Raw genomic sequence first — 20886 nt, forward strand, 5'->3', positions numbered from 1 at the left:
CCGTGCCGGGGATCAGCCCTCGGTCACGCCGAGCTTCCGCAGGATCAGCTCCTTGACCCGGGCCGCGTCGGCCTGACCGCGGGTGGCCTTCATGACGGCGCCGACCAGCGCGCCGACCGCGGCGACCTTGCCGCCCCGGATCTTGTCGGCGATGGCGGCGTTGCCGGCGATCGCCTCGTCGACCGCCGCGCCCAGCGCGCCCTCGTCGGAGACGACCTTCAGGCCCCGCTTCTCGACGACCGCGTCCGGGTCGCCCTCGCCGGCCAGCACGCCCTCGATGACCTGGCGTGCCAGCTTGTCGTTGAGCGAACCGTCCGCGACCAGGGCCGCCACCCTGGCCACCTGTTCCGGTGTGATCGGCAGCCCCTCGAGCGAGCGTCCGGACTCGTTGGCGCTGCGGGCGAGCTCCCCCATCCACCACTTCCGGGCGGAGAGGGGGTCGGCGCCGGCCTCGATGGTGGCGACGATCGGGTCGATCGCGCCCGCGTTCAGGATCGACTGCATGTCGTGCCCGGAGACGCCCCACTCCTCGCGGAGGCGGTTGCGGCGCACCCGCGGCAGCTCGGGCAGCCCCGCGCGCAGTTCCTCGACCCACTCGCGGGACGGGGCGACCGGGACGAGGTCGGGCTCCGGGAAGTAGCGGTAGTCTTCCGCCTCCTCCTTGACCCGGCCGGACGTCGTGCTGCCGTCGTCCTCGTGGAAGTGGCGCGTCTCCTGCACGATCGTGCCGCCGCCGCCCAGCACCGCGGCGTGGCGGCGGACCTCGAAGCGGACCGCGCGCTCCACGCTGCGCAGCGAGTTGACGTTCTTGGTCTCGCTGCGGGTGCCGAACGTCTCCGAGCCCTTCGGCATCAGCGAGAGGTTGACGTCGCAGCGCATCTGGCCCATCTCCATCCGGGCCTCGGACACGCCGAGGGCGCGGATCAGCTCGCGCAGTTCGGCGACGTACGCCTTGGCGATCTCCGGGGCGCGGTCACCGGCGCCCACGACGGGCTTGGTGACGATCTCGATCAGCGGGATACCGGCCCTGTTGTAGTCGAGCAGGGAGTGCGACGCACCGTGGATACGGCCGGTGGCGCCGCCGACATGCGTCGACTTGCCCGTGTCCTCCTCCATGTGGGCGCGCTCGATCTCCACGCGGAAGACCTCGCCGTCCTCGAGCTGGACGTCCAGATAGCCGTTGAAGGCGATCGGCTCGTCGTACTGCGAGGTCTGGAAGTTCTTCGGCATATCCGGATAGAAGTAGTTCTTCCGGGCGAAGCGGCACCATTCGGCGATCTCGCAGTGCAGCGCGAGACCGATCCTCACGGCGGACTCGACGCCGACCGCGTTGACCACCGGCAGCGAGCCGGGCAGGCCCAGGCAGGTGGGACAGGTCTGCGAGTTGGGCTCGGCGCCCAGCCCGGTCGAGCAGCCGCAGAACATCTTGGTCCTGGTGCCGAGTTCGACATGGACCTCCAGGCCCATGACGGGGTCGTACGACGCGAGTGCGTCCTCGTACGACACCAGGTCAGTCGTGACGGTCACGATGAAACTTTCCCTCTCAGCCCAGCAGGACGTCGTCGTCGCCCAGGCGCTTCAGCTCCCGGTAGAGGATCGCGAGTCCGGTGACGATGGCGGCGGCGGACACGGCGGCGTCGACCAGCCGGAGCGTGTCGTGCTCCAGGCGGGCCTTCCTGGCCTGCTTGGCGACGCCGATGGCTCCGAACGCGGTGGCGGCCATGGACACATATGTGCCGGTACGGGACTTCGTGAAGCCCTTGGCCTTCTGCAAGCTACTCACAGTGACGGTGCCTCCTCCAGCAGCGGGTGGCCCCAGCGTGCCACGAAGGCCGCCTCGACGGCCGCACCCACCTGGTAGAGCCGCTCGTCCTTCATGGCGGGGGCGATGATCTGCAGACCGACCGGGAGGCCGTCCTCCGGCGCCAGTCCGCAGGGCAGCGACATGGCGGCGTTGCCGGCCAGGTTGGTCGGGATGGTGCACAGGTCGGCCAGGTACATCGCCATCGGGTCGTCGGCGCGCTCGCCGATCGGGAAGGCGGTGGTCGGGGTCGTCGGGGAGACGATCACGTCGACCTGCTCGAAGGCCTTCTCGAAGTCCTCCTTGATCAGGGTGCGCACCTTCTGGGCACTGCCGTAGTACGCGTCGTAGTAGCCCGAGGACAGGGCGTATGTGCCGAGCATGATCCGGCGCTTGACCTCGTCGCCGAAGCCCTCCTCGCGGGTCAGCGAGGTGACCTCCTCGGCCGAGCGGGTGCCGTCGTCGCCGGCGCGCAGGCCGTAGCGCAGACCGTCGAACCGGGCGAGATTCGAGGAGCACTCGGACGGCGCGATCAGGTAGTAGGCGGAGAGAGCCAGGTCGAACGAGGGGCAGTCGAGCTCGACGATCTCCGCGCCCAGCTCCTTCAGCAGCTGCACGGACTCGTCGAACCGCTGCACCACACCGGCCTGGTAGCCCTCGCCGCGGAACTGCCTGACGACACCGACCCGCATGCCCTCGACCGAGCCGTTGCGCGCGGCCTCGACGACCGGCGGGACCGGGGCGTCGATGGAGGTCGAGTCGAGCGGGTCGTGGCCGGCGATCACCTCGTGCAGCAGTGCCGCGTCCAGGACCGTGCGGGCACAGGGCCCGCCCTGGTCGAGGGACGAGGAGAAGGCGACCATGCCGTAGCGGGAGACGGCGCCGTAGGTGGGCTTCACACCGACCGTGCCGGTGACGGCGGCGGGCTGGCGGATGGAGCCGCCGGTGTCCGTGCCGATGGCGAGCGGAGCCTCGTACGAGGCCAGTGCGGCGGACGAGCCGCCCCCGGAGCCGCCGGGGATGCGGGTCAGGTCCCAGGGGTTGCCGGTCGGGCCGTAGGCGCTGTTCTCGGTGGAGGACCCCATGGCGAACTCGTCCATGTTGGTCTTGCCGAGGATGACGACATCGGCCTCCTTCAGCCTGCGCGTCAGGGTGGCGTCGTACGGCGGGATCCAGCCTTCGAGGATCTTCGAGCCGACCGTGGTCGGGATGCCCGCGGTGGTGAAGATGTCCTTCAGCGCCAGCGGCACACCCGCCAGTGGGCCGAGCTTCTCGCCGCGCTCGCGCTTCTCGTCGACGGCGCGGGCCCGGGCGAGGGCGCCGTCACGGTCGATGTGCAGAAACGCGTGGACCTTCTCGTCCACGGCCTCGATCCGGGCGAGGTGCGCCTCGGTGACCTCGACGGCGGTCAGCGCGCCGGAGGCGACCTTCGCGGCGATCTCCGCCGCGGTGAGCTTGATGATGGGGCTGTCCGTCATCGCTGGTCAGTCCTCCCCCAGGATCTGCGGCACCTTGAAACGCTGCTGCTCCTGTGCCGGGGCGCAGGAGAGCGCCTGCTCGGGGGTGAGCGACGGACGGACCTCGTCCGCGCGCATGACGTTGGTCAGCGGCAGCGGATGGGAGGTCGGCGGTACGTCTCGGTCGGCGACCTCGGCGACGCGGGCGACCGCGCCGATGATGTCGTCGAGCTGTCCGGCGAAGTGGTCGAGCTCTTCGGCCTTCAGCTCCAGACGTGCCAGCCGGGCGAGGTGGGCGACCTCCTCGCGCGTGATGCCAGGCATGCAGCGATCCTCAGGGGTGAGTGTGATGGTTGTGGCCCAATCCTATGGGCCAGGTCGGGGTGCCCGCGAAACCCTTTGCCGCGGGACCCGGCCGGTACCCTCGGCGGCGGGCGCCTCGGGCCGCAGGGCGGAGCCCCCTGCCCGGGCGGGAGGCGCCCCGGGAGGACGGCGTCACGGGACCGCCGGACCGCGAAGCCGCGAAGCCGCGAGGCCGCCGGACCGTCAGAGCGTCAGACCGCCGGCCATCGGACCGTCAGACCGCCAGGCCCGGCAAGACCGCCAAGCCACCGGCGGCACCCAGCGCCCGCACCGCCGGACCATAGGACCGCCGGAGCGCCACACCGCCAGGTCGGAGGATCAGCAGCCGGCCTCGGCGCGACCGCTCAGTTCACCAGGCCCGACGGGCGGTCCACCTCGGACGGGGCGGCGGGGAGGTCGCCCACCGGGCGGTGCGAGCCGTGCTCGCCCCGGGCCCGCAGCCATGCCGTGGTCTCCTGGGGCGGCATCGCCGCCGCGACCAGCCAGCCCTGCACCGCGTCGCATCCCAGGTCGCGCAGTCGCTCCCAGGTCTCGTCGTCCTCCACGCCCTCGGCGACCACCAGCAGTCCGAGGGAGTGGGCGAGGTCGACGGTGCAGCGAACGATCTCGGCGTCCTCGGTGTCGACCGCCAGCCGGGCGACGAACGATCTGTCGATCTTGAGTTCGCTGACCGGGAGCCGACGCAGATGGACCAGGGAGGAGTAGCCCGTGCCGAAGTCGTCCAGCGACATCTTCACTCCGTGGCCGGTGAGGGCCGCGAGGGTGTCCCCGGCCCGCTGCGGGTCCTCGAGCAGCACATGCTCGGTGATCTCCAGCTGCAGCGCGCCCGCCGGGACGCCGTGCCGGGCGAGCCGTGCCGCGACGGAGCCGGCGAAGCCCGGGGAGTGGACGTCACGCGGCGACACATTGACGGCGACGGGCACCTCGAGGCCCTGGGAGCGCCACTCGGCGACCTGGCCCAGCGCGGACTCCAGCACGTACTCGGTCAGATGGGGCATCAGCCCCGAGGACTCCGCGATGGCGATGAACTCGTCGGGGGGAACCCGGCCGCGGTCCGGGTGCACCCAGCGCACCAGTGCCTCGAGCCCCGCGACATGGCCGTCGAAGCGGACCTTCGGCTGGTAGTGGAGCTCCACCTCGCCCGCGTCCAGTGCCCGGCGCAGATCGCCGAGCAGTCCGAGCCGGTCCGGGGTGTTCGAGTCGCGCTTGGACTCGTACACCTCGACGCCCGTGCGGTCGCGCTTCGCCTGGTACATCGCCACATCCGCCCGCCTGAGCAGCCCTTCGGCGTCCAGGGCGTGGTCGGGGAAGACGGCGAGGCCGGCGCTGGCCTCCAGGACCAGGGTGAGCCCGTCGAGGTCGAGGGGTGAGGAGAGCTGGCCCACCAGGTGCCGGGCGACCCGCTGGGCGCTGGTGGTGGAGTCGGTCGTGGGGAGCAGCACGGCGAACTCGTCGCCGCCCAGCCGCGCCGCCTCCGCTCCGCGCGGCAGCGCGAGCTTCAGCCGCTCGGCGATCTGGAGCAGCAGCCGGTCCCCAGCGAGATGACCGAGCGTGTCGTTGACCGAGCGGAACCGGTCGAGGTCGATCAGGACGAGGGCGGAGCGCACTCCGGTCCCCTCGGCCTCCTCCAGCGCCGTCCAGGTGCGCTCCAGCAGGCACTGGCGGTTGGGGAGTTTGGTGAGCGGGTCGCGCAGCTGCTCCTCGGCCCGGACGCGGGCGATCCACAGGGTGGAGTCGAGGGCGATCAGCGGCACCGCGAACAGCGGGAGCACCGCCGGCAGGGTGGTCGCGACGACGCAGATCAGCGGGGCGATGCCGAGCAGGGCGACGGCCACGAGCCCCTGCCGCAGCAGCGCGGTGCGGGCGACGGTGGGCAGTCCGCTGCCCTGCGGCACCAGGGCGTACCAGAGCAGCATCCGGGTGACGGCGATGTACGCGGCGGCGGCCAGCACCACCTCGGGGATCGCTTCCGGTCCCCAGTGCAGGGGCTGCCAGGGTTCCTCGACGGTCGGTGCCTCGCCGAAGGCGGCGAGGACGAGTGCGGCCGCGCCGATGCCCAGCACGTCCACCGCGCCGTGCAGGGCGCCCTGCCGCCAGCGGTGCCGCCGGGCGGCGCCGACCGGCACCACCACGGCGAGGCTGACCAGGGCGGCCGGGACCCAGCCGTACAGCAGCAGCACCGCGAGGGTCAGGGCGGCGCCGGAGCCGGTGCCGCCCCACCAGCGGTCCCGCCCGAGGGCGACCAGATGGCCGACGATGACGGCGGTCAGCGCGGCGAGGGACCAGCCCTCGGCGCCCGTGGGGAAGAGCGCCCGCCCCTCGCGCAGGGCGCCGAAGAGCCCGGTGGCCAGGGCGAGTGCGGCGATGCCCGCGACGACGAGCGGCAGCCTGGGCGCGATGCCCGCGACGAACGCGAGTCCCGCGAGACCACGCGGCCGTGAGACCGGGGCGGCGCTCTCGGTCGGTTCCATTCCCGTCCCTCTCACAGCCGGCGGTGCCGATGCCACATGGTGGCTTCCGTGTCATGCGGCCACGGCCGAAACCTCACCACGCGGCCGTGCACAACAGGCGCATGCCTCAACAGTAGGCCGCGGTGGGCTTCGACGGGCAGCGCTCTACAGCTCTTGCCCGAATGCGCCCCGGCCACCCTTATCCCTCTGATATGCGCCGAACGAGTGATCCTGACGGGGGGTCGGTTCGTACGGTCGTCCTACTCCCCGATCGGTGCGGCCACCTCTCGGGCCGCGTCGGGGCCTTGTTCGAGCAGCACCGCGAAGCCGCCCTCGTCCAGTACGGGCACCTTCAGCTGAAGGGCCTTGTCGTATTTCGACCCAGGACTGTCACCCACAACAACGAATGAGGTCTTCTTCGAAACAGAACCCGTCACTTTCGCTCCGCGACTCTGGAGCGCGTCCTTGGCGCCATCCCTGGTGTACCTCTCCAGCGTGCCGGTGACGACGACCGTGAGACCCTCGAGCGGGCGCGGCCCCTCGTCCTCGCCGGAGCCCTCCTCCTCCATCCGGACACCCGCGGCACGCCACTTGCGGAGGATCTCGCGGTGCCAGTCCTCCTCGAACCACTGCTTCAACGAGGCGGCGATCGTCGGCCCGACACCCTCGACCGCCGCGAGCTCCTCCTGGGACGCCTGTTCGATGCGCTCGATCGACCGGAACTCGCGGGCCAGCTCCTCGGCGGCCACGGGCCCCACATGGCGGATGGACAGACCGGTGAGGATGCGGGCCAGTGGCCGCTCCCTGGCGGCCGCGAGGTTCTCCAGCATCGCCAGCGTGTTCTTCTTGGGCTCGCCCTGCTGGTTGGCGAAGACGGTGACGATCTTCTCCTCGCCGGTCCTGGGATCGCGCTTGGGCAGTCCGCTGTCCTGGTCGAGCACATACGCCTTGATCGGCAACAGCTGATCGACCGTCAGATCGAAGAGGTCGCCCTCGTCGGCCAGCGGCGGCTCGGCGGGCTCCAGCGGCTTCGTCAGAGCCGCAGCGGCCACATAGCCGAACGCCTCCACATCCAGGGATTTGCGACCCACCAGGTAGAACAGCCGCTCCCGCAACTGGGCCGGGCAGCTGCGGGCGTTGGGGCAGCGCAGATCGACATCGCCCTCCTTCATCGGCCGCAGGGCCGTACCGCACTCGGGGCACTCGGCCGGCATGACGAACTCCCGCTCGCCGCCGTCCCGCAGGTCGGCCACCGGGCCGAGGATCTCCGGGATGACGTCGCCCGCCTTGCGCAGCACCACGGTGTCGCCGATCAGGACGCCCTTGGCCCTCACCACGTCCTGGTTGTGCAGGGTCGCGAACTCGACCTCGGAACCCGCCACCGTCACCGGCTCCACCTGCGCATAGGGCGTGACCCGGCCGGTACGGCCCACCCCGACGCGGATGTCCACCAGCTTGGTGTTGACCTCCTCCGGCGGGTACTTCCAGGCGATCGCCCAGCGCGGCGCCCGCGATGTCGAACCCAGCCGGCCCTGGAGCGGGATCTCGTCCAGCTTGACGACCACCCCGTCGATCTCGTGCTCCACGGAGTGCCGGTGCTCGCCGTAGTACGCGATGAACGCCCGCACCTCCTCCAGGGAGTCCACCACCTTGCAGTGCCGGGCGGTCGGCAGGCCCCACTCGTGGAGGAGCTCGTACGCCTCCGAGAGCCGGGCGATCTCCAGGCCGTCGCGCGCGCCGATTCCGTGCACCACCATGTGCAGCGGCAGGGTGGCGGTGACCCTGGGGTCCTTCTGCCGCAGCGAGCCCGACGCCGAGTTCCGGGGGTTGGCGTAGGGCTGCTCGCCGGCCGCGACCCGGCGGGCGTTGAGCTCCTCGAAGGCCTCCATGGGGAAGTAGACCTCGCCCCGGATCTCCACCAGATCGGGTACCCGGTCGCCCCGCAGGCGGACCGGGATGTCCGCGATCGTCCGCACGTTGGGGGTGATGTCCTCGCCGGTACGGCCGTCGCCCCTGGTCGCGGCCCGGGTGAGCCGGCCCTTCTCATAGGTGAGGTTGACCGCAAGGCCGTCGACCTTCAGCTCGCACAGGAAGCGGTGCGCGGAGCTGCCGACCTCCTTGGCGACCCGGTCCACCCAGGCGGCGAGCTCCGCCTCGTCGAAGGCGTTGTCGAGGGAGAGCATCCGCTCGCGGTGCTCGACCGCCGTGAACTCCGTCTCGTAGGCGGCCGAGACCCGCTGGGTCGGCGACTCGGGCGTGCGCAGCTCCGGGTACTCCTCCTCGAGCGCCTCCAGGGACCGCATCAGCCGGTCGAACTCGGCGTCGCTGACGACCGGCTGGTCCTTCACGTAGTACCGGAAGCGGTGCTCCTCGACCTGCTCGGCCACCCGGGCATGCTCGTCCCGCACCTCCGCCGGCACCGGCCCCCGCTGTTCGACAGCCACCGTCACGTCCTCCCGCTACCTCGGCCCTCGGTCCATCACTCAGGGTTGTCCACAAGCGATCGCGCCGCCCGGACGCAGTGCGCGAGTGCCGCACGGGCGTAGCCGGGCGAAGCGCCCGCGAGCCCGCATGACGGGGTGATCACGACCGACTCCGCGAGAGTCCCCGGATCCAGCCCCAGCCTGCGCCACAGCGTCCTGACACCCATGACGCTACTAGCAGGGTCGGACAACGGGCCGTCGGTGGCGGACACGACCCCCGCAAGAAGCCTCGTACCGCCCTCGACCGCCTCACCGACCGACTCTTCGTCACGCTCGGTGAGCAGTGCGAAATCGAACGAGATCCCGGCGACGCCCGCCCGGCGCAACAGGGCGAACGGCACCTGAGGAGCACAGGAGTGCACGGCCACCGGCACACCGGCGGCGGAGACGACCTCCCGCAGCGCGCTCTCGGCGAGCTGCCGGTCCACGGCGCGGTGCGTCCGGTACCCGCTGGCGGTCCGCACCCGGCCGCCCAGCACCTCCGCCAGGGAGGGCTCGTCCAGTTGCAGCACGGGCCGCGCACCCGGCACCCGGCGCCGCACCTCGGCGAGGTGGCCGCGCAGTCCTTCGGCCAGCGATCCCGCGAGGTCCCGGCAGGCGCCGGGGTCGGCGAGGGCCGCCTCGCCGTTCCTGAGTTCCAGGGCCGCCGCGAGCGTCCACGGCCCGACCGCCTGGACCTTGAGCGGGCCCTCGTAGCCCTGGGCGAACTCCTCCAGCGCGTCCAGGTCCTCACCGAGCCAGGACCTGGCCCGCCGGGTGTCCCGGCCCGGCCGGTCACCGATCCGCCAGCCACTCGGCTCGACGCGCGCGTACAACTCCGCCAGCAGCCCCGCGGTCCGGCCGACCATGTCGGCGCCGGGGCCACGGGCGGGCAGCTCGGGCAGGTGGGGGAAGTCCTCGAAGGACCCGGTGACGGTCTTCGCGGCCTCACGCGCGTCCCCGCCGGGCAGCGAGCCGACTCCGGTCGCTGCGCCCCACACGGCGCCGCTCACCGCCCCGGCCGGACGGTGAGGTCGTGGATGTCGGCGTCGCGCGGCAGGTCGAGGGCCGTGAGGATGGCCGTCGCCACCGACTCGGGGTCGATCCACCGCGACGGGTCGTACTCCCTGCCCTCCTGCCGGTGCACCTTCTCCTGCATCGGACTCGCGGTGCGGCCGGGGTACACCGAGGTGACCCGTACACCGTGCTCCCGCTCCTCCTGCCGAAGGACGTCGGCCAGTGCCTTGAGGCCGTGCTTGGAGGCGGCGTAGGCGCCCCACTCGGCATGGGCGTTGAGCCCCGAACCGGAGTTGACGAACACCACCGCGCCCCGGGACACCCGCAGCTGGGGCAGCAGCAGCCGGGTGAGCTCCGCCGGGCTCACCAGGTTCACGTTGAGCTGCGCCTGCCAGGTCTTCGGCGTGAGGTCGGCGACCCGGCCGAGGTCCACGACGCCCGCGATGTGCAGCAGCGAGTCGACCCGCTCGGGCAGCGTCTGGTGCGAGAACGCCCAGGACAGCCGGTCCGGCGTGCCGAGGTCGCCGACGAGGGTGCGCGAGCCCGGGTAGGCCCGGGCCAGCTCCCGGGCGCGGCCGGCGTCCCTGGCCAGCAGCACGAGGGCGTCGCCGCGCGCGTGCAGCCGGCGCGCGACGGCCGCGCCGATGCCGGAGCCCGCTCCGGTGATCAGATGTGTAGCCATACCGGCCATGCTCGCATCACCGCAGCCCCGCGCTCACCACGAGGGGGACGAGGGCGGTCCCACCGGGTCCCCGGCGAAGAAGACCAGGCCGGTGAGGGGCGCAGACAGGAGGCCCCCGGCGTCCGGTGCGCCGGAACCGCCCCCGGTCTTCGCCTGGCCACGGTCGGGCGACCGTTCGCACGGCGGAGGTCCCGGGCGGCACCGCGTCCCGTGGCGTGAAGACGAGCCGCGCCGTTCGCGGAGGGGATTCGCCGTCGCGGATTCGCGGTCCCGGACGAGCCGGACGACAGCCTCGACCCGGCGCGCGGACACGGTCTCAGGCCGTGACCGTACCCGGCCGGCGCGTCGTCGCCGCGATCGTCGCCGAGCCGACCACCCGGGTGCCGTCGTACAGCACGATCGCCTGGCCGGGGGCGACCCCGCGGACGGGCTCGGTGAACGCCACCCGCAGTTCGCCGCCCACCAGCTCGGCCGAGACCTCCGTCTCGCCGCCGTGGGCGCGCAGCTGCGCCGTGTACGTGCCCGGGCCGGAGGGGGCCGTGCCGCACCAGCGGGGCCTCACCGCGGTGAGCGCGGAGACCTCCAGGGCCTCGGCCGGTCCGACGGTGACGGTGTTGTCCACCGGTGAGATGTCCAGGACGTAGCGCGGCTTGCCGTCGGGCGCGGGGTGGCCGATGCGCAGTCCCTTGCGCTGGCCGATGGTGAAGCCGTACGCACCGTCGTGGGTGCCCAGCCTCGCGCCGGACTCGTCGACGATGTCGCCCTCCGCCCTGCCGAGGCGCTTCGCGAGGAACCCCTGGGTGTCGCCGTCGGCGATGAAGCAGATGTCGTGGCTGTCGGGCTTCTTCGCCACGGCCAGTCCGCGCCGCTCGGCCTCCGCACGGATCTCGTCCTTGGTGGTGAGGGTGTCGCCGAGCGGGAACAGGGCGTGGGCGAGCTGCCGCGCATCGAGCACGCCGAGTACATAGGACTGGTCCTTGGCCTCGTCGCTCGCGCGGTGCAGCTCGCGCCGGCCGTCCTCGCGCACGACCACGGTGGCGTAGTGGCCGGTGCACACGGCGTCGAACCCCAGGGCCAGCGCCTTGTCGAGCAGCGCCGCGAACTTGATCTTCTCGTTGCAGCGCAGGCAGGGATTGGGGGTGCGGCCCGCCTCGTACTCCGCGACGAAGTCCTCGACCACGTCCTCGCGGAACCGCTCGGCGAGGTCCCAGACGTAGAAGGGGATGCCGATGACGTCCGCGGCGCGGCGGGCGTCGCGGGAGTCCTCCACGGTGCAGCAGCCGCGCGCGCCGGTGCGGAACGACTGCGGGTTCGCCGAGAGCGCCAGATGCACCCCGGTCACGTCGTGTCCCGCTTCGGCGGCCCGGGCGGCGGCGACGGCGGAGTCCACCCCGCCGGACATGGCGGCGAGGACGCGGAGCGGGCGCTGGCGTGTGTCAGTCATAGCCCTACCAGGGTACGGGGCGCCGGGAACCGGATGCCCACGTGTGGTCGTTCGGGAGGTGACGGGGTGCGAAGAGGGGTGGCATGGGCGACGGGAAGGCACAGCGCGGCGTCGGCAGGCGGGCCGTGCTCATCGGCGGTGGCGCGGCGCTCGTGGGTGCGGGCGTGGTGGCCCAGGACGAGCTGAGGCGGCTGTGGTGGAAGCTGCCGGGCATGGAGAAGCCGCGCGTGGGGGGTGAGCTGGACCACGCGGGCGCGGTGTGGACGGCGGCCTCCTCGGCGAACTGGCGCCGGGCCGACCGGCCCGACGACTACACGATCGACCGGGTGGTGATCCATGTCGTCCAGGGCAGCTACCGCACGGCGCTGAAGGTGTTCAAGGACCCGGCCCACGGCGCCGCCACGCACTACGTGGTGGGCGGTGACGGGCGGATCGCCCAGATGATCCGCGAGCTCGACGTCGCCTTCCACGCGGGGAACCGGGAGGTCAACGAGCGGAGCATCGGCATCGAGCACGAGGGCTTCGTCGACCGTCCCGAGGACTTCACCGACGCGATGTACGCCTCGTCGGCCCGCCTGACCGCCGGCATCTGCGCGCGCTACGGGATCCCGGTCGACCGGGAGCACATCATCGGCCATGTCGAGGTGCCCGGGACCGACCACACCGACCCGGGCCCGCACTGGGACTGGGACCGGTACATACCGATGGTGCGGCGGGCGGCGGCCCCGCCGTCGCCCACCGCGACGCGGCTCTAGCCGTTCCGTGCCGGCACGGCGGGTCCGGCTGGGCCGGGCAGGCCGGGCAGGCCGGGCAGGCCGGGCGTCACGACGAGCGAACACCGCCTGACACGGTGCTAGCTGAGGCCCGCGGCGCGAGCCCGCTCCACGGCGGGCCCGATCGCCCCGGCGACGGCCTCGACGTCCTCCGCGGTGGACGTGTGGCCGAGGCTGAAGCGGAGCGTGCCGCGGGCCAGGTCCGGGGCGGTGCCGGTGGCGAGGAGGACATGGCTGGGCTGGGCGACACCCGCCGTGCAGGCCGAGCCGGTGGAGCACTCGATGCCCCGGGCGTCCAGGAGCAGCAGCAGCGAGTCGCCCTCGCAGCCGGGGAACGTGAAGTGGGCATTGGCCGGGAGCCGGTCCTCCGGGTCTCCGCCGAGGATCGCGTCGGGCACGGCGTCGAGGACGGCGGCGACGAGCCGGTCGCGCAGGGCGCCGATATCGCGGGCGAAGTCCTCGCGGCGCTCGGCGGCGGTCCGGGCGGCGACGGCGAAGGCCGCGACGGCCGGCACGTCCAGCGTCCCGGAGCGCACATGGCGTTCCTGACCGCCGCCGTGCAGCACGGGCACGGGGCTGTGCTCGCGGCCCAGCAGCAGCGCGCCGACGCCGTACGGGCCGCCGATCTTATGGCTGCTGACGGTCATGGCGGCCAGCCCGGACGCAGCGAAGCCGACGTCGAGCTGCCCGAAGGCCTGGACCGCGTCGGAGTGCAGCGGAACAGCGAACTCGGCCGCGACATCGGCGAGTTCACGGACGGGCATGACGGTGCCGATCTCGTTGTTGGCCCACATGACAGTGGCCAGCGCCACATCGGAGGGGTCCCTCTCGAGGGCCTCCCGCAACGTCTCCGGGTGCACCCGGCCGAGGGCGTCGACGGGCAGGTACTCGACGTTCGCGCCCTCGTGCCCGGCGAGCCAGTGCACGGCGTCGAGGACGGCATGGTGCTCGACGGGGCTGGCGAGTACGCGGGTGCGGCGCGGGTCGGCGGCTCGCCGGGCCCAGTAGAGCCCCTTGACGGCGAGATTGTCCGCCTCGGTGCCGCCGGAGGTGAGGACGACCTCGCTGGGGCGCGCCCCGAGCGCCTCGGCGAGGGCCTCGCGGGCCTCCTCGACGGTACGGCGGGCCCTGCGGCCCGCTGCGTGCAACGAGGAGGCGTTGCCGGTGGCGGCGAGCTGGGCGGTCATCGCCTCGATCGCCTCCGGGAGCATCGGAGTGGTCGCGGCGTGGTCGAGGTAGGCCATGGTGGACACGATTCTACGAGCCGCCCGGAGTCCGGTACCCGCCCCGGGGGGGGCGGGACCGGTCAGCCGAGGGGACTCCAGACGACCATGCCGTCGCCCACGACGAGCGCGGCGAGTACGGCGAGGTCCGCGACGCCGAGCAGCAGACCGAGAAGGGCCCGCCCGCGCCGGGCGGTGCCGCGCCAGAGCGCGAGACCGGCGAGGACCACGGCGACGGGTCCGAGCACGATGTTCATCACGAGCAGCCCGACGAGTCCGAGGACGAACGAGGCGACCGCCATGCCGTCGGCGTCGCGCGTTCCGGTGAACCGGTGTGCGGGTGCGGCGAGTTGCACGGGAATTCCTCCTCGGATCAGCGAACGGACCGCCGTGCGCGGCGCTCCCGCACGGCGAACACGAGCAGCCAGCCGGCGATGGCGGCGGCGGCTGCGGCGGACAGCGGCGGCGGGACATGGGCCACGGCACCCAGGAGGATGCCCAGCAAGGCGACGGCGGCGACGAGGGCGATCATCTTCCTCGGCCTTCCTTTCGCGGGGAACTGCGGGAGCCGGCCGGCTGCCGGACCCCGGAGACTTCAGAGCACGACTGTTGGCCGGCTACCCGGTCGAGGGTTCCGCATACGAGCGGGCGGATGTCTACCGCATGTCATGAGTCACAGCGCCGGCGTCCGCCAGGCACGGAGGTTGAGGACCCGGGCGCTGACGGCACCGATCCCGATACCCGGGGCCCGCGAGCCCGGCACCCCCGGGGCGCCCGGCGAGGAGCGGGTCGCCCGCACGGCACGCACCCCGCGCCCCTCCCGGTCGGCCGGACGCTCTTCTGCCACCGGCCCGGCAACCCCCTCCAGCCGGCCCGGCGCTCCCCTGTCTCCGCCCCGGCCTTCCCGGCGGGAGTCCCGGGCGGACCCTGCCCGGCCGGCGCCCGGCCGGGCAGTCCGGCCGGCGCCCGGCACGTGAAGCCCGCGAGCCGACGGATCAGCCCGCGACCCGACCGATCAGCCGCGCGTGAGCGGCGCCTTGGCCAGCTGGCGTGACTGGGCGACGAGGCGGCCCGCGCTGTCCCAGACCTCGGCGTCCTCCTCCAGGAAGCCGCCCGCGAGATTCCGGGTGGTGATGGAGACGCGCAGCAGACCCGGCGCCGGCCGGCAGCGGATGTGGACGGTGAGCTCGACGGTCGGCGTCCAGCCCTTCAGTCCCAGTTCGAACGCGGTCGGCGGGAGTGCGTCGACGGTGAGCAGCAGGGAGAGCGGGTCGGCGTCGCGGCCGTCGGCGAGTCCGAACCAGCCCCGCACCTCGCCCTTGCCGGAGGGGGCCCCGACGGCCCAGCCGACGGTCGCGGGATCGAGTTTGATGTCCAGCCGGTCGGTGATGTCGGACGAGCCGGGGATCGCGGGCGCCGGGCCGTCGGACGGGCCGAGGCAGTCCTGGGGGGCCGGGATGGCAGGCGGCAGGGCGGTCGTCTGGACGTCGCCGGGCAGTGCGTCCAGGTCGCCGTAGGCGGCGAGGACGCGGATGCGCTCCACCTCGGTGCCGTCCTCCGCGTACTGCAGAAGCGAGGCCTGGCCGGTGGAGAGGGTGCCGCCGGTACGGATCGTCTCGGTGCGGATCACCGCAGGGCCGGGCGCGGAGGGGGTGAGGTAGTACGCCGAGACCGTGATCGGGTCGGGGTGCGGGAGGGCGTCCCCGAGGGCGCGCCCGAGCAGCGCCAGCAGATAGCCGCCGTTGACGGCGTTGAGGATCGTCCAGCCCGCGGAGAGCTCCGCGTCGTAGACGCCGGGTACGCCGGGATCCCGGAGGGTGACAGCGGTGTCGCGGTCGAACTCGCTGCTGCCATTGGTTACCTGTGCCACCTGTGCCATGGCCGAATCGTACAATAGCAAAATACTAAGCGGTAGCTTTGCCGAAGCCCTTGTTACCCGGTTCGGTCGCGGTGGACCGGCGGTTCCAGGCACGCGGAGCCCGCCAGTGGAACCGCATCGCGAGCAGGCGCACGGAGAAGGCGGTCAGTGCGGCGATGCCGCTGGTCAGCCCGTTGAGCGCGTCGAAGCGGAGGAACAGCGCCACCATGGTGGCGCCGACGATCGCGGGAACGGCGTACAGGTCGCGGTCCCAGCGCAGCAGCGAGGGCACCTCGTTCGCGAGGACGTCACGCAGCACACCCCCGCCGACCGCCGTCGCGAGCCCGAGCGTCGCGGAGGCGGTCAGACCGAGGCCGTACTCATACGCCTTGGTCGTGCCGGTGACCGCGAACAGCCCCAGACCGGCCGCATCGAACACGTTGACCGAGCCCTGGATCCGCTCGACCTCGGGATGGAGGAAGAAGACCAGCGCCGCCGCGACCAGCGGCATCACGAAGTAGCCGAGGTCGGTGAACGCGGCGGGCGGGACGGCGCCGATGACCAGATCGCGGAACAGCCCGCCGCCCAGCCCGGTGACCTCGGCCAGCACCGCGATACCGAAGACGTCGAAGTTCTTCCGCACGGCGAGCAGAGCGCCGGAGATGGCGAAGACGAAGATACCGGCGAGGTCCAGAGCGTGCTGGACGGAGGGGGTGAACAGTTCCTGGAGCACCGGACAATTGTGCCGCCTGCCCACCGGGGACCCGCCCGCCCCGAGCGGAACGGGACGGCGGGTACGCACCAGCACTGACACTGACGCGGACACGGACACGGACACGGACGCGGGCATGGGCACGGGCCGTGGTTGAAGGCACCGGACGTTCCGCTCGGGGGCAGGGAGGAGCCGGGACGCGGACCCGGTGGGCCCGTGCCCGTGTCCCGGTGCGCGTAACCGCTAAGTCCCCGCGGGAGCCTCCGAGGCCCTCTCCCCCGAGCTCGAGCCCTTCGCCGCCCCGCCGCCCGAAGCCCCCGAAGCCCGCGGAGCCCCGGAAGCCTCAGAGCCCCCAGAGCCCCCAGAGCCCTCGTGGGCGGCCGGAACGACTTCGCCCGAGGTGCGGGTGATCTCGCCCGACGCGATCTCCGCGGCGAAGTGGCAGGCCACCCGGTGGCCGCCCCCCAGGTCCCGCAGCTCGGGGCGCTCCGTGGCGCACCGGGTGTCCTGCTTCCACGGGCAGCGCGTATGGAAGCGGCAGCCCGCCGGCGGGTTCGCGGGCGACGGCAGGTCACCCAGCAGCAGAATGCGCTCCCGGCGGTCCTCCACCTCCGGGTCCGGCACCGGCACCGCCGACATCAGGGCCCTGGTGTACGGGTGCCTGGGCTCCTCGTACAGCGCGTCGCTCGGCGCCTCCTCCACCAGGGAGCCGAGGTACATGACCCCGATCACATCGGAGATGTGCCGGACGACGGCGAGGTCGTGGGCGATGACGAGATACGTCAGCCCCATGGACTTCTGGAGCTCCTCCAGCAGGTTGACGACCTGCGCCTGGATGGAGACGTCCAGCGCCGAGACCGGCTCGTCGCAGATGATCAGGTCCGGTTCGAGCACCAGCGCCCGCGCGATGCCGATGCGCTGGCGCTGGCCGCCGGAGAACTCGTGGGGGTAGCGGGAAAGGGCGTTCCCGGGAAGGCCCACCTTCGCCAGGATCTCCTTGATCTTCTCCCGGCGCTCCTCCCGGTTCCCGCCGATGCCGTGTGCCGCCATGCCCTCGGACAGGATCGACTCGATGTTCTGCCGGGGGTTGAGGCTGCCCAGGGGGTCCTGGAAGACCATCTGGAGCCGCCGCCGGAACGACCGCATCTCCTTCTCGGGGAGCTGCGCCACGTCCGTGCCGTCGAGGACGACCCGGCCGTCCGTCACGTCGACCAGCCGCAGCACCGCCCGTCCGAGCGTGGTCTTGCCGCAGCCGGACTCCCCGACGAGCCCGTACGTCTGGCCGGCCTCGACGGACAGCGAGATACCGTCGACGGCGTAGACGTGTCCCACCGTGCGGTCGAAGAGGATGCCCTTCTTGACGGGGAAGTGGACCTTCACTCCGTCGAGTTCGAGCAGGCTCATGCCGGGACCTCCGTCGTGGCCAGGACCGGGTTGACGCAGCGGGCCTGGTGCCCGGCCTCGCGGGGTTCGGTCAGTTCGGGCGTACCGGTCAGGCAGCCCATCTCGTAGCGGTCGCAGCGGGGCGCGAAGGCGCAGCCGTCGGCCCAGGCGATCTGGTCGTTGATGGACCCGCGAATGGGGTTGAGCGGCTCACCGCGCGGCGCGTCGAGCCTCGGGATGGAACCGAGCAGCCCGTGGGTGTACGGGTGGGTCGGGTGCGCGAACAGCTCCCGCCGTCCGGAGGACTCCACGACCTTGCCCGCATACAGCACATTGACCTGGTCGCAGAGCCCGGCGACGACCCCCAGGTCATGGGTGATCATCAGCAGGGCGGTGCCCTCCTGGTCCACGAGTTCCTTGAGCAGTTCGAGGATCTGGGCCTGGATGGTGACGTCCAGCGCGGTGGTCGGCTCGTCGGCGATGAGCAGGCGGGGCGCGCAGGCCACGGCCATGGCTATCAGCGCGCGCTGCCGCATTCCGCCGGAGAGCTGGTGCGGGTACTCCCTGAGCCGCCGGTCCGGGTCGGGGATGCCGACCCGGTCCAGCAGCTGCGCGGCCTCCTTGCGGGCGGCCTCGCCCTTCATACCGCGGTGGCGCTTCAGGATCTCGGTCACCTGGACGCCGATCGGAACGACCGGGTTCAGGGAGGACAGCGGATCCTGGAAGATCATCGCCAGCTTGCTGCCGCGTAGGTCCCTGATCCGGCGGGGACCCATCGCCAGCAGGTCGGCGCCCTCGAAGTCCGCCCGTCCGCCGAGGGTCGCGCCCTTGCGCGGGAGCAGTCCCATCAGGGCGAGTGAGGTGACGGACTTTCCGCAGCCCGACTCGCCGACGAGTCCGACGACCTGGCCCTCGTCCACGGAGAAGGAGACTCCGTTGACGGCCCTGACGGCGTTGCCCCCGGCGGGCCCGGCGGGTCCGGCGGCCCTGACGGACGTGTCCTCGGCGGGCCCTGCGGGTCCGGCGGCCCTGACGGACGTGTCCTCGGCGGGCCCTGCGGCCTCGGTCGGCCCTGCGGCCTCGGTCGGCTTGCGGTCGCGGTCGCGGCCTCGGTCGGCCCTGCGACCGCGACCGCCGAAGGTGACGGTGAGTTCGTCCACATCGAGCAGTGGCATGACGTCAACCTCGCAGCTTCGGATCGAGAGCTTCCCGCATGGCCTCGCCGAGCAGGGTGAAGCCCAGGGCTGTGATGATGATGGCGACCGCCGGGTACATCGACATCATCGGCGCGTTGTCGAAGAAGCGCTGCGCCTGCGAGAGCATGACGCCCCACTCCGGGATGGCCGGGTCGGGGTTGCCGAGACCGAGGTAGGACAGTGCCGCGGCCTCGATGATCGCGGTGGCGAGGCTGAGGGTGGCCTGGACGATCACCGGGCTCAGCGAGTTGGGCATGATCTGGGTGAGGACGATGCGCCGTTTGCGGATGCCGAGGGAGCGGGCGGCCAGCACATAGTCCTTGCCTCCCTGGGCGAGCATCGAACCGCGCAGCAGCCGGGCGAAGATGGGGATCTGCACCACGCCCACGGCGATCATGACCGTGGTCAGCGACTGCCCCAGCACCGCGGCGATGGAGACGGCGAGCAGCAGCGACGGCAGCGCCAGCATGATGTCGGTGACCCGCATGACGACGTCGTCCAGGCGCTGTCCCGCGCGTCCGCCGAGGGTGGCCGCCGCGCCGGAGACCGCGCCCACCAGCGCCCCGAGGACCAGGCCGATGAGCATCGACACCACGCCGACCAGCAGCGTCTGCCGGGCTCCCACGAGCATGCGGGAGAACATGTCGCGGCCCAGATGGTCCAGACCGAACCAGTTCTCGCCGCGGGCGCCGACGAACTCGCCCTGGTTGGCGAGGACCTCGCCGCGCCACGTCTGCGCCGTAGGGGAGTAGGGGGCCAGCCAGGGGCCCACGATCGCGACCACGACGAACGCGGCGATGACGACCGCGCCGATGATCGCCATCTTGCTGCCGCGCAGCCGGCGGAAGGCCTCCCGCCAGAGGCTGGCGCCGCTAGACGTCTCCTTCTTCGCGGTGAGCTCCGCGAGCCGGTCGATCTTCGATGTCTTGGTGGTGGCCAGGCTCATCAGTGCACCCGCACCCTCGGATCGATGACGCTGTACGCGAGATCCACCAGCAGGTTGATCAGGACGTACACCATCGCGATGAACATGATGAAGCCCACCAGCACCGGGTAGTCGCGGGCGTCGATCGCCGTCCGGATGAAGGAGCCGATGCCGCCGAAGGAGAAGACCGACTCGGTCAGCACCGCCCCCGACAGCAGGCTGCCGGTGAGCAGGCCGACCGCGGTGACCACGGGCAGCAGCGCGTTGCGCAGGATGTGGCGGCCCCGGACGGTCCTCCGCTCCAGGCCCTTGGACTCGGCGGTGCGGACGTAGTCCTCGCCGAGGACCTCCAGCACGCTGGCGCGGGTCATGCGCACGATCACGGCGAGCGGGATGGAGGAGAGCGCGAGCGCGGGCAGCACCAGATGCATGACCGCGTCCCAGGAGGCGTCGAACTCGCCGGTGAGGACGCCGTCGAGGACGGCGAAACCGGTGACGCTGGTGGCGTCGACCCCGGTGGTGAGACGGCCGAAGGTCGGGAAGAGGCCGAGGTTGACGGCGAAGACGCCCTTGAGGATCAGGGCGAGGAAGAAGACCGGGATGCAGATCCCGACGAGCGATCCGGAGACCGCGGCCACGTCCAGCCAGCCGCCGCGCCTGCGGGCGGCGAGATAGCCGAGCGGAATGCCCACCGCCACGGCGATCAGAATGGCGGCGAGGCTCAGCTCGACCGTGGCGGGGAACCGGAGGACGAACTCGTCCCACACCGGCTGTCCCGTCTGGGTGGAGGTGCCGAGGTCGAGTTCGACGATGCGCTTGAGGAAGCGTCCGTACTGGACGTGCAGCGGCTGGTCGAGTCCGAGCGCCCGGTTGATGCGCGCCACTTCGGCTTCGGTCGCCCGCTCGCCCAGGATCGCCGAGGCGGGTCCGCCGGGCAGCCGGTTCAGCCAGAGGAACAGCAGAACCGACAGGCCGAGCAGGGTGGGTATCAGCTGTAGCAGTCGTCGTACGACGAGTCGCAACACCCCGCGTGCCCCTTTCTTGCGTGTGTTGTACGAGTACGGGTGGTACGGGTGGTACGGGATTCGGATGCGGGTCCGCCCGGCCACGGGTGCTCCGTGACCGGGCGGACCTGGTGCG

At 72.2% G+C, this 20886-nt stretch carries 19 protein-coding genes; 1 reads left to right on the plus strand and 18 read right to left on the minus strand.

Annotation, left to right across the window (positions count from 1 at the left end; genetic code table 11):
* Positions 1–12: 12 nt before the first annotated feature.
* The 9 genes from gatB to mnmA all read right to left on the minus strand — a co-directional run bounded on the left by gatB (position 13) and on the right by mnmA (position 11676).
* A complete protein-coding gene (gene gatB / locus SCWH03_RS08555) occupies positions 13–1527 on the minus strand; it encodes an Asp-tRNA(Asn)/Glu-tRNA(Gln) amidotransferase subunit GatB (protein WP_371872629.1) in 1515 nt (504 codons plus the stop codon).
* A 16-nt stretch (positions 1528–1543) separates the two neighbouring features.
* The gene (locus SCWH03_RS08560; protein ID WP_167450267.1) at positions 1544–1783 is read right to left on the minus strand and encodes a hypothetical protein; all 240 of its coding nucleotides are present in this window, start codon (positions 1781–1783) and stop codon (positions 1544–1546) included.
* A complete protein-coding gene (gene gatA, locus SCWH03_RS08565) occupies positions 1780–3279 on the minus strand; it encodes an Asp-tRNA(Asn)/Glu-tRNA(Gln) amidotransferase subunit GatA (protein ID WP_173263559.1) in 1500 nt (499 codons plus the stop codon). Before gatA ends, SCWH03_RS08560 begins: the two co-directional genes overlap by 4 nt.
* Before the next feature lie 6 nt (positions 3280–3285).
* Entirely contained in the window at positions 3286–3582 is a 297-nt protein-coding gene (gene gatC, locus SCWH03_RS08570; protein ID WP_017946771.1) for an Asp-tRNA(Asn)/Glu-tRNA(Gln) amidotransferase subunit GatC, read from the minus strand.
* Between the two features lie 383 nt (positions 3583–3965).
* A complete protein-coding gene (locus tag SCWH03_RS08575) occupies positions 3966–6092 on the minus strand; it encodes a putative bifunctional diguanylate cyclase/phosphodiesterase (protein ID WP_173263560.1) in 2127 nt (708 codons plus the stop codon).
* Between the two features lie 239 nt (positions 6093–6331).
* Positions 6332–8515, minus strand: coding sequence for an NAD-dependent DNA ligase LigA (gene ligA / locus SCWH03_RS08580; RefSeq protein WP_173263561.1), 2184 nt, complete (start codon positions 8513–8515; stop codon positions 6332–6334).
* A gap of 35 nt (positions 8516–8550) precedes the next feature.
* Entirely contained in the window at positions 8551–9546 is a 996-nt protein-coding gene (locus tag SCWH03_RS08585; RefSeq protein ID WP_173263562.1) for a methionine synthase, read from the minus strand.
* On the minus strand, positions 9543–10241 hold the full coding sequence (locus SCWH03_RS08590) for an SDR family oxidoreductase (protein WP_173263563.1): 699 nt from the start codon (positions 10239–10241) through the stop codon (positions 9543–9545). The genes SCWH03_RS08585 and SCWH03_RS08590 overlap by 4 nt, the downstream gene beginning before the upstream one ends.
* Before the next feature lie 307 nt (positions 10242–10548).
* Complete coding sequence (mnmA, locus tag SCWH03_RS08595) at positions 10549–11676, minus strand: tRNA 2-thiouridine(34) synthase MnmA (protein WP_173263564.1); 1128 nt, start codon at positions 11674–11676, stop codon at positions 10549–10551.
* An 83-nt stretch (positions 11677–11759) separates the two neighbouring features.
* Here mnmA and SCWH03_RS08600 point away from each other — a divergent pair, with 83 nt between their 5' ends.
* Positions 11760–12431 carry an N-acetylmuramoyl-L-alanine amidase gene (locus SCWH03_RS08600; protein WP_173263565.1) on the plus strand — a complete coding sequence of 224 codons (672 nt, stop codon included), beginning with the start codon at positions 11760–11762 and terminating at the stop codon, positions 12429–12431.
* A gap of 98 nt (positions 12432–12529) precedes the next feature.
* Here the strand turns inward: SCWH03_RS08600 and SCWH03_RS08605 are convergent, their stop codons facing one another.
* From SCWH03_RS08605 to SCWH03_RS08645, 9 genes are all read right to left on the minus strand, one after another.
* On the minus strand, positions 12530–13693 hold the full coding sequence (locus SCWH03_RS08605) for a cysteine desulfurase family protein (protein WP_173263566.1): 1164 nt from the start codon (positions 13691–13693) through the stop codon (positions 12530–12532).
* 62 nt (positions 13694–13755) lie between these two features.
* On the minus strand, positions 13756–14028 hold the full coding sequence (locus SCWH03_RS08610) for a DUF4190 domain-containing protein (RefSeq protein ID WP_173263567.1): 273 nt from the start codon (positions 14026–14028) through the stop codon (positions 13756–13758).
* A 17-nt stretch (positions 14029–14045) separates the two neighbouring features.
* Complete coding sequence (locus SCWH03_RS08615) at positions 14046–14204, minus strand: hypothetical protein (RefSeq protein WP_173263568.1); 159 nt, start codon at positions 14202–14204, stop codon at positions 14046–14048.
* Between the two features lie 483 nt (positions 14205–14687).
* On the minus strand, positions 14688–15551 hold the full coding sequence (locus tag SCWH03_RS08620) for a thioesterase family protein (protein ID WP_173263569.1): 864 nt from the start codon (positions 15549–15551) through the stop codon (positions 14688–14690).
* A 25-nt stretch (positions 15552–15576) separates the two neighbouring features.
* On the minus strand, positions 15577–16263 hold the full coding sequence (locus SCWH03_RS08625) for a trimeric intracellular cation channel family protein (RefSeq protein WP_173263570.1): 687 nt from the start codon (positions 16261–16263) through the stop codon (positions 15577–15579).
* A gap of 222 nt (positions 16264–16485) precedes the next feature.
* Positions 16486–17646: an ABC transporter ATP-binding protein gene (locus SCWH03_RS08630; protein WP_254076627.1), complete on the minus strand. Its 1161-nt coding sequence runs from the start codon at positions 17644–17646 to the stop codon at positions 16486–16488.
* Positions 17643–18800 carry an ABC transporter ATP-binding protein gene (locus SCWH03_RS08635; protein ID WP_173263571.1) on the minus strand — a complete coding sequence of 386 codons (1158 nt, stop codon included), beginning with the start codon at positions 18798–18800 and terminating at the stop codon, positions 17643–17645. The genes SCWH03_RS08630 and SCWH03_RS08635 overlap by 4 nt, the downstream gene beginning before the upstream one ends.
* 4 nt (positions 18801–18804) lie before the next feature.
* Positions 18805–19767 carry an ABC transporter permease gene (locus SCWH03_RS08640; protein WP_173263572.1) on the minus strand — a complete coding sequence of 321 codons (963 nt, stop codon included), beginning with the start codon at positions 19765–19767 and terminating at the stop codon, positions 18805–18807.
* Entirely contained in the window at positions 19767–20771 is a 1005-nt protein-coding gene (locus SCWH03_RS08645) for an ABC transporter permease (protein WP_173263770.1), read from the minus strand. Before SCWH03_RS08645 ends, SCWH03_RS08640 begins: the two co-directional genes overlap by 1 nt.
* Positions 20772–20886: the final 115 nt, after the last annotated feature.

It is taken from the genome of Streptomyces pacificus, assembly GCF_011766325.1.
Taxonomy (GTDB): domain Bacteria; phylum Actinomycetota; class Actinomycetes; order Streptomycetales; family Streptomycetaceae; genus Streptomyces; species Streptomyces pacificus.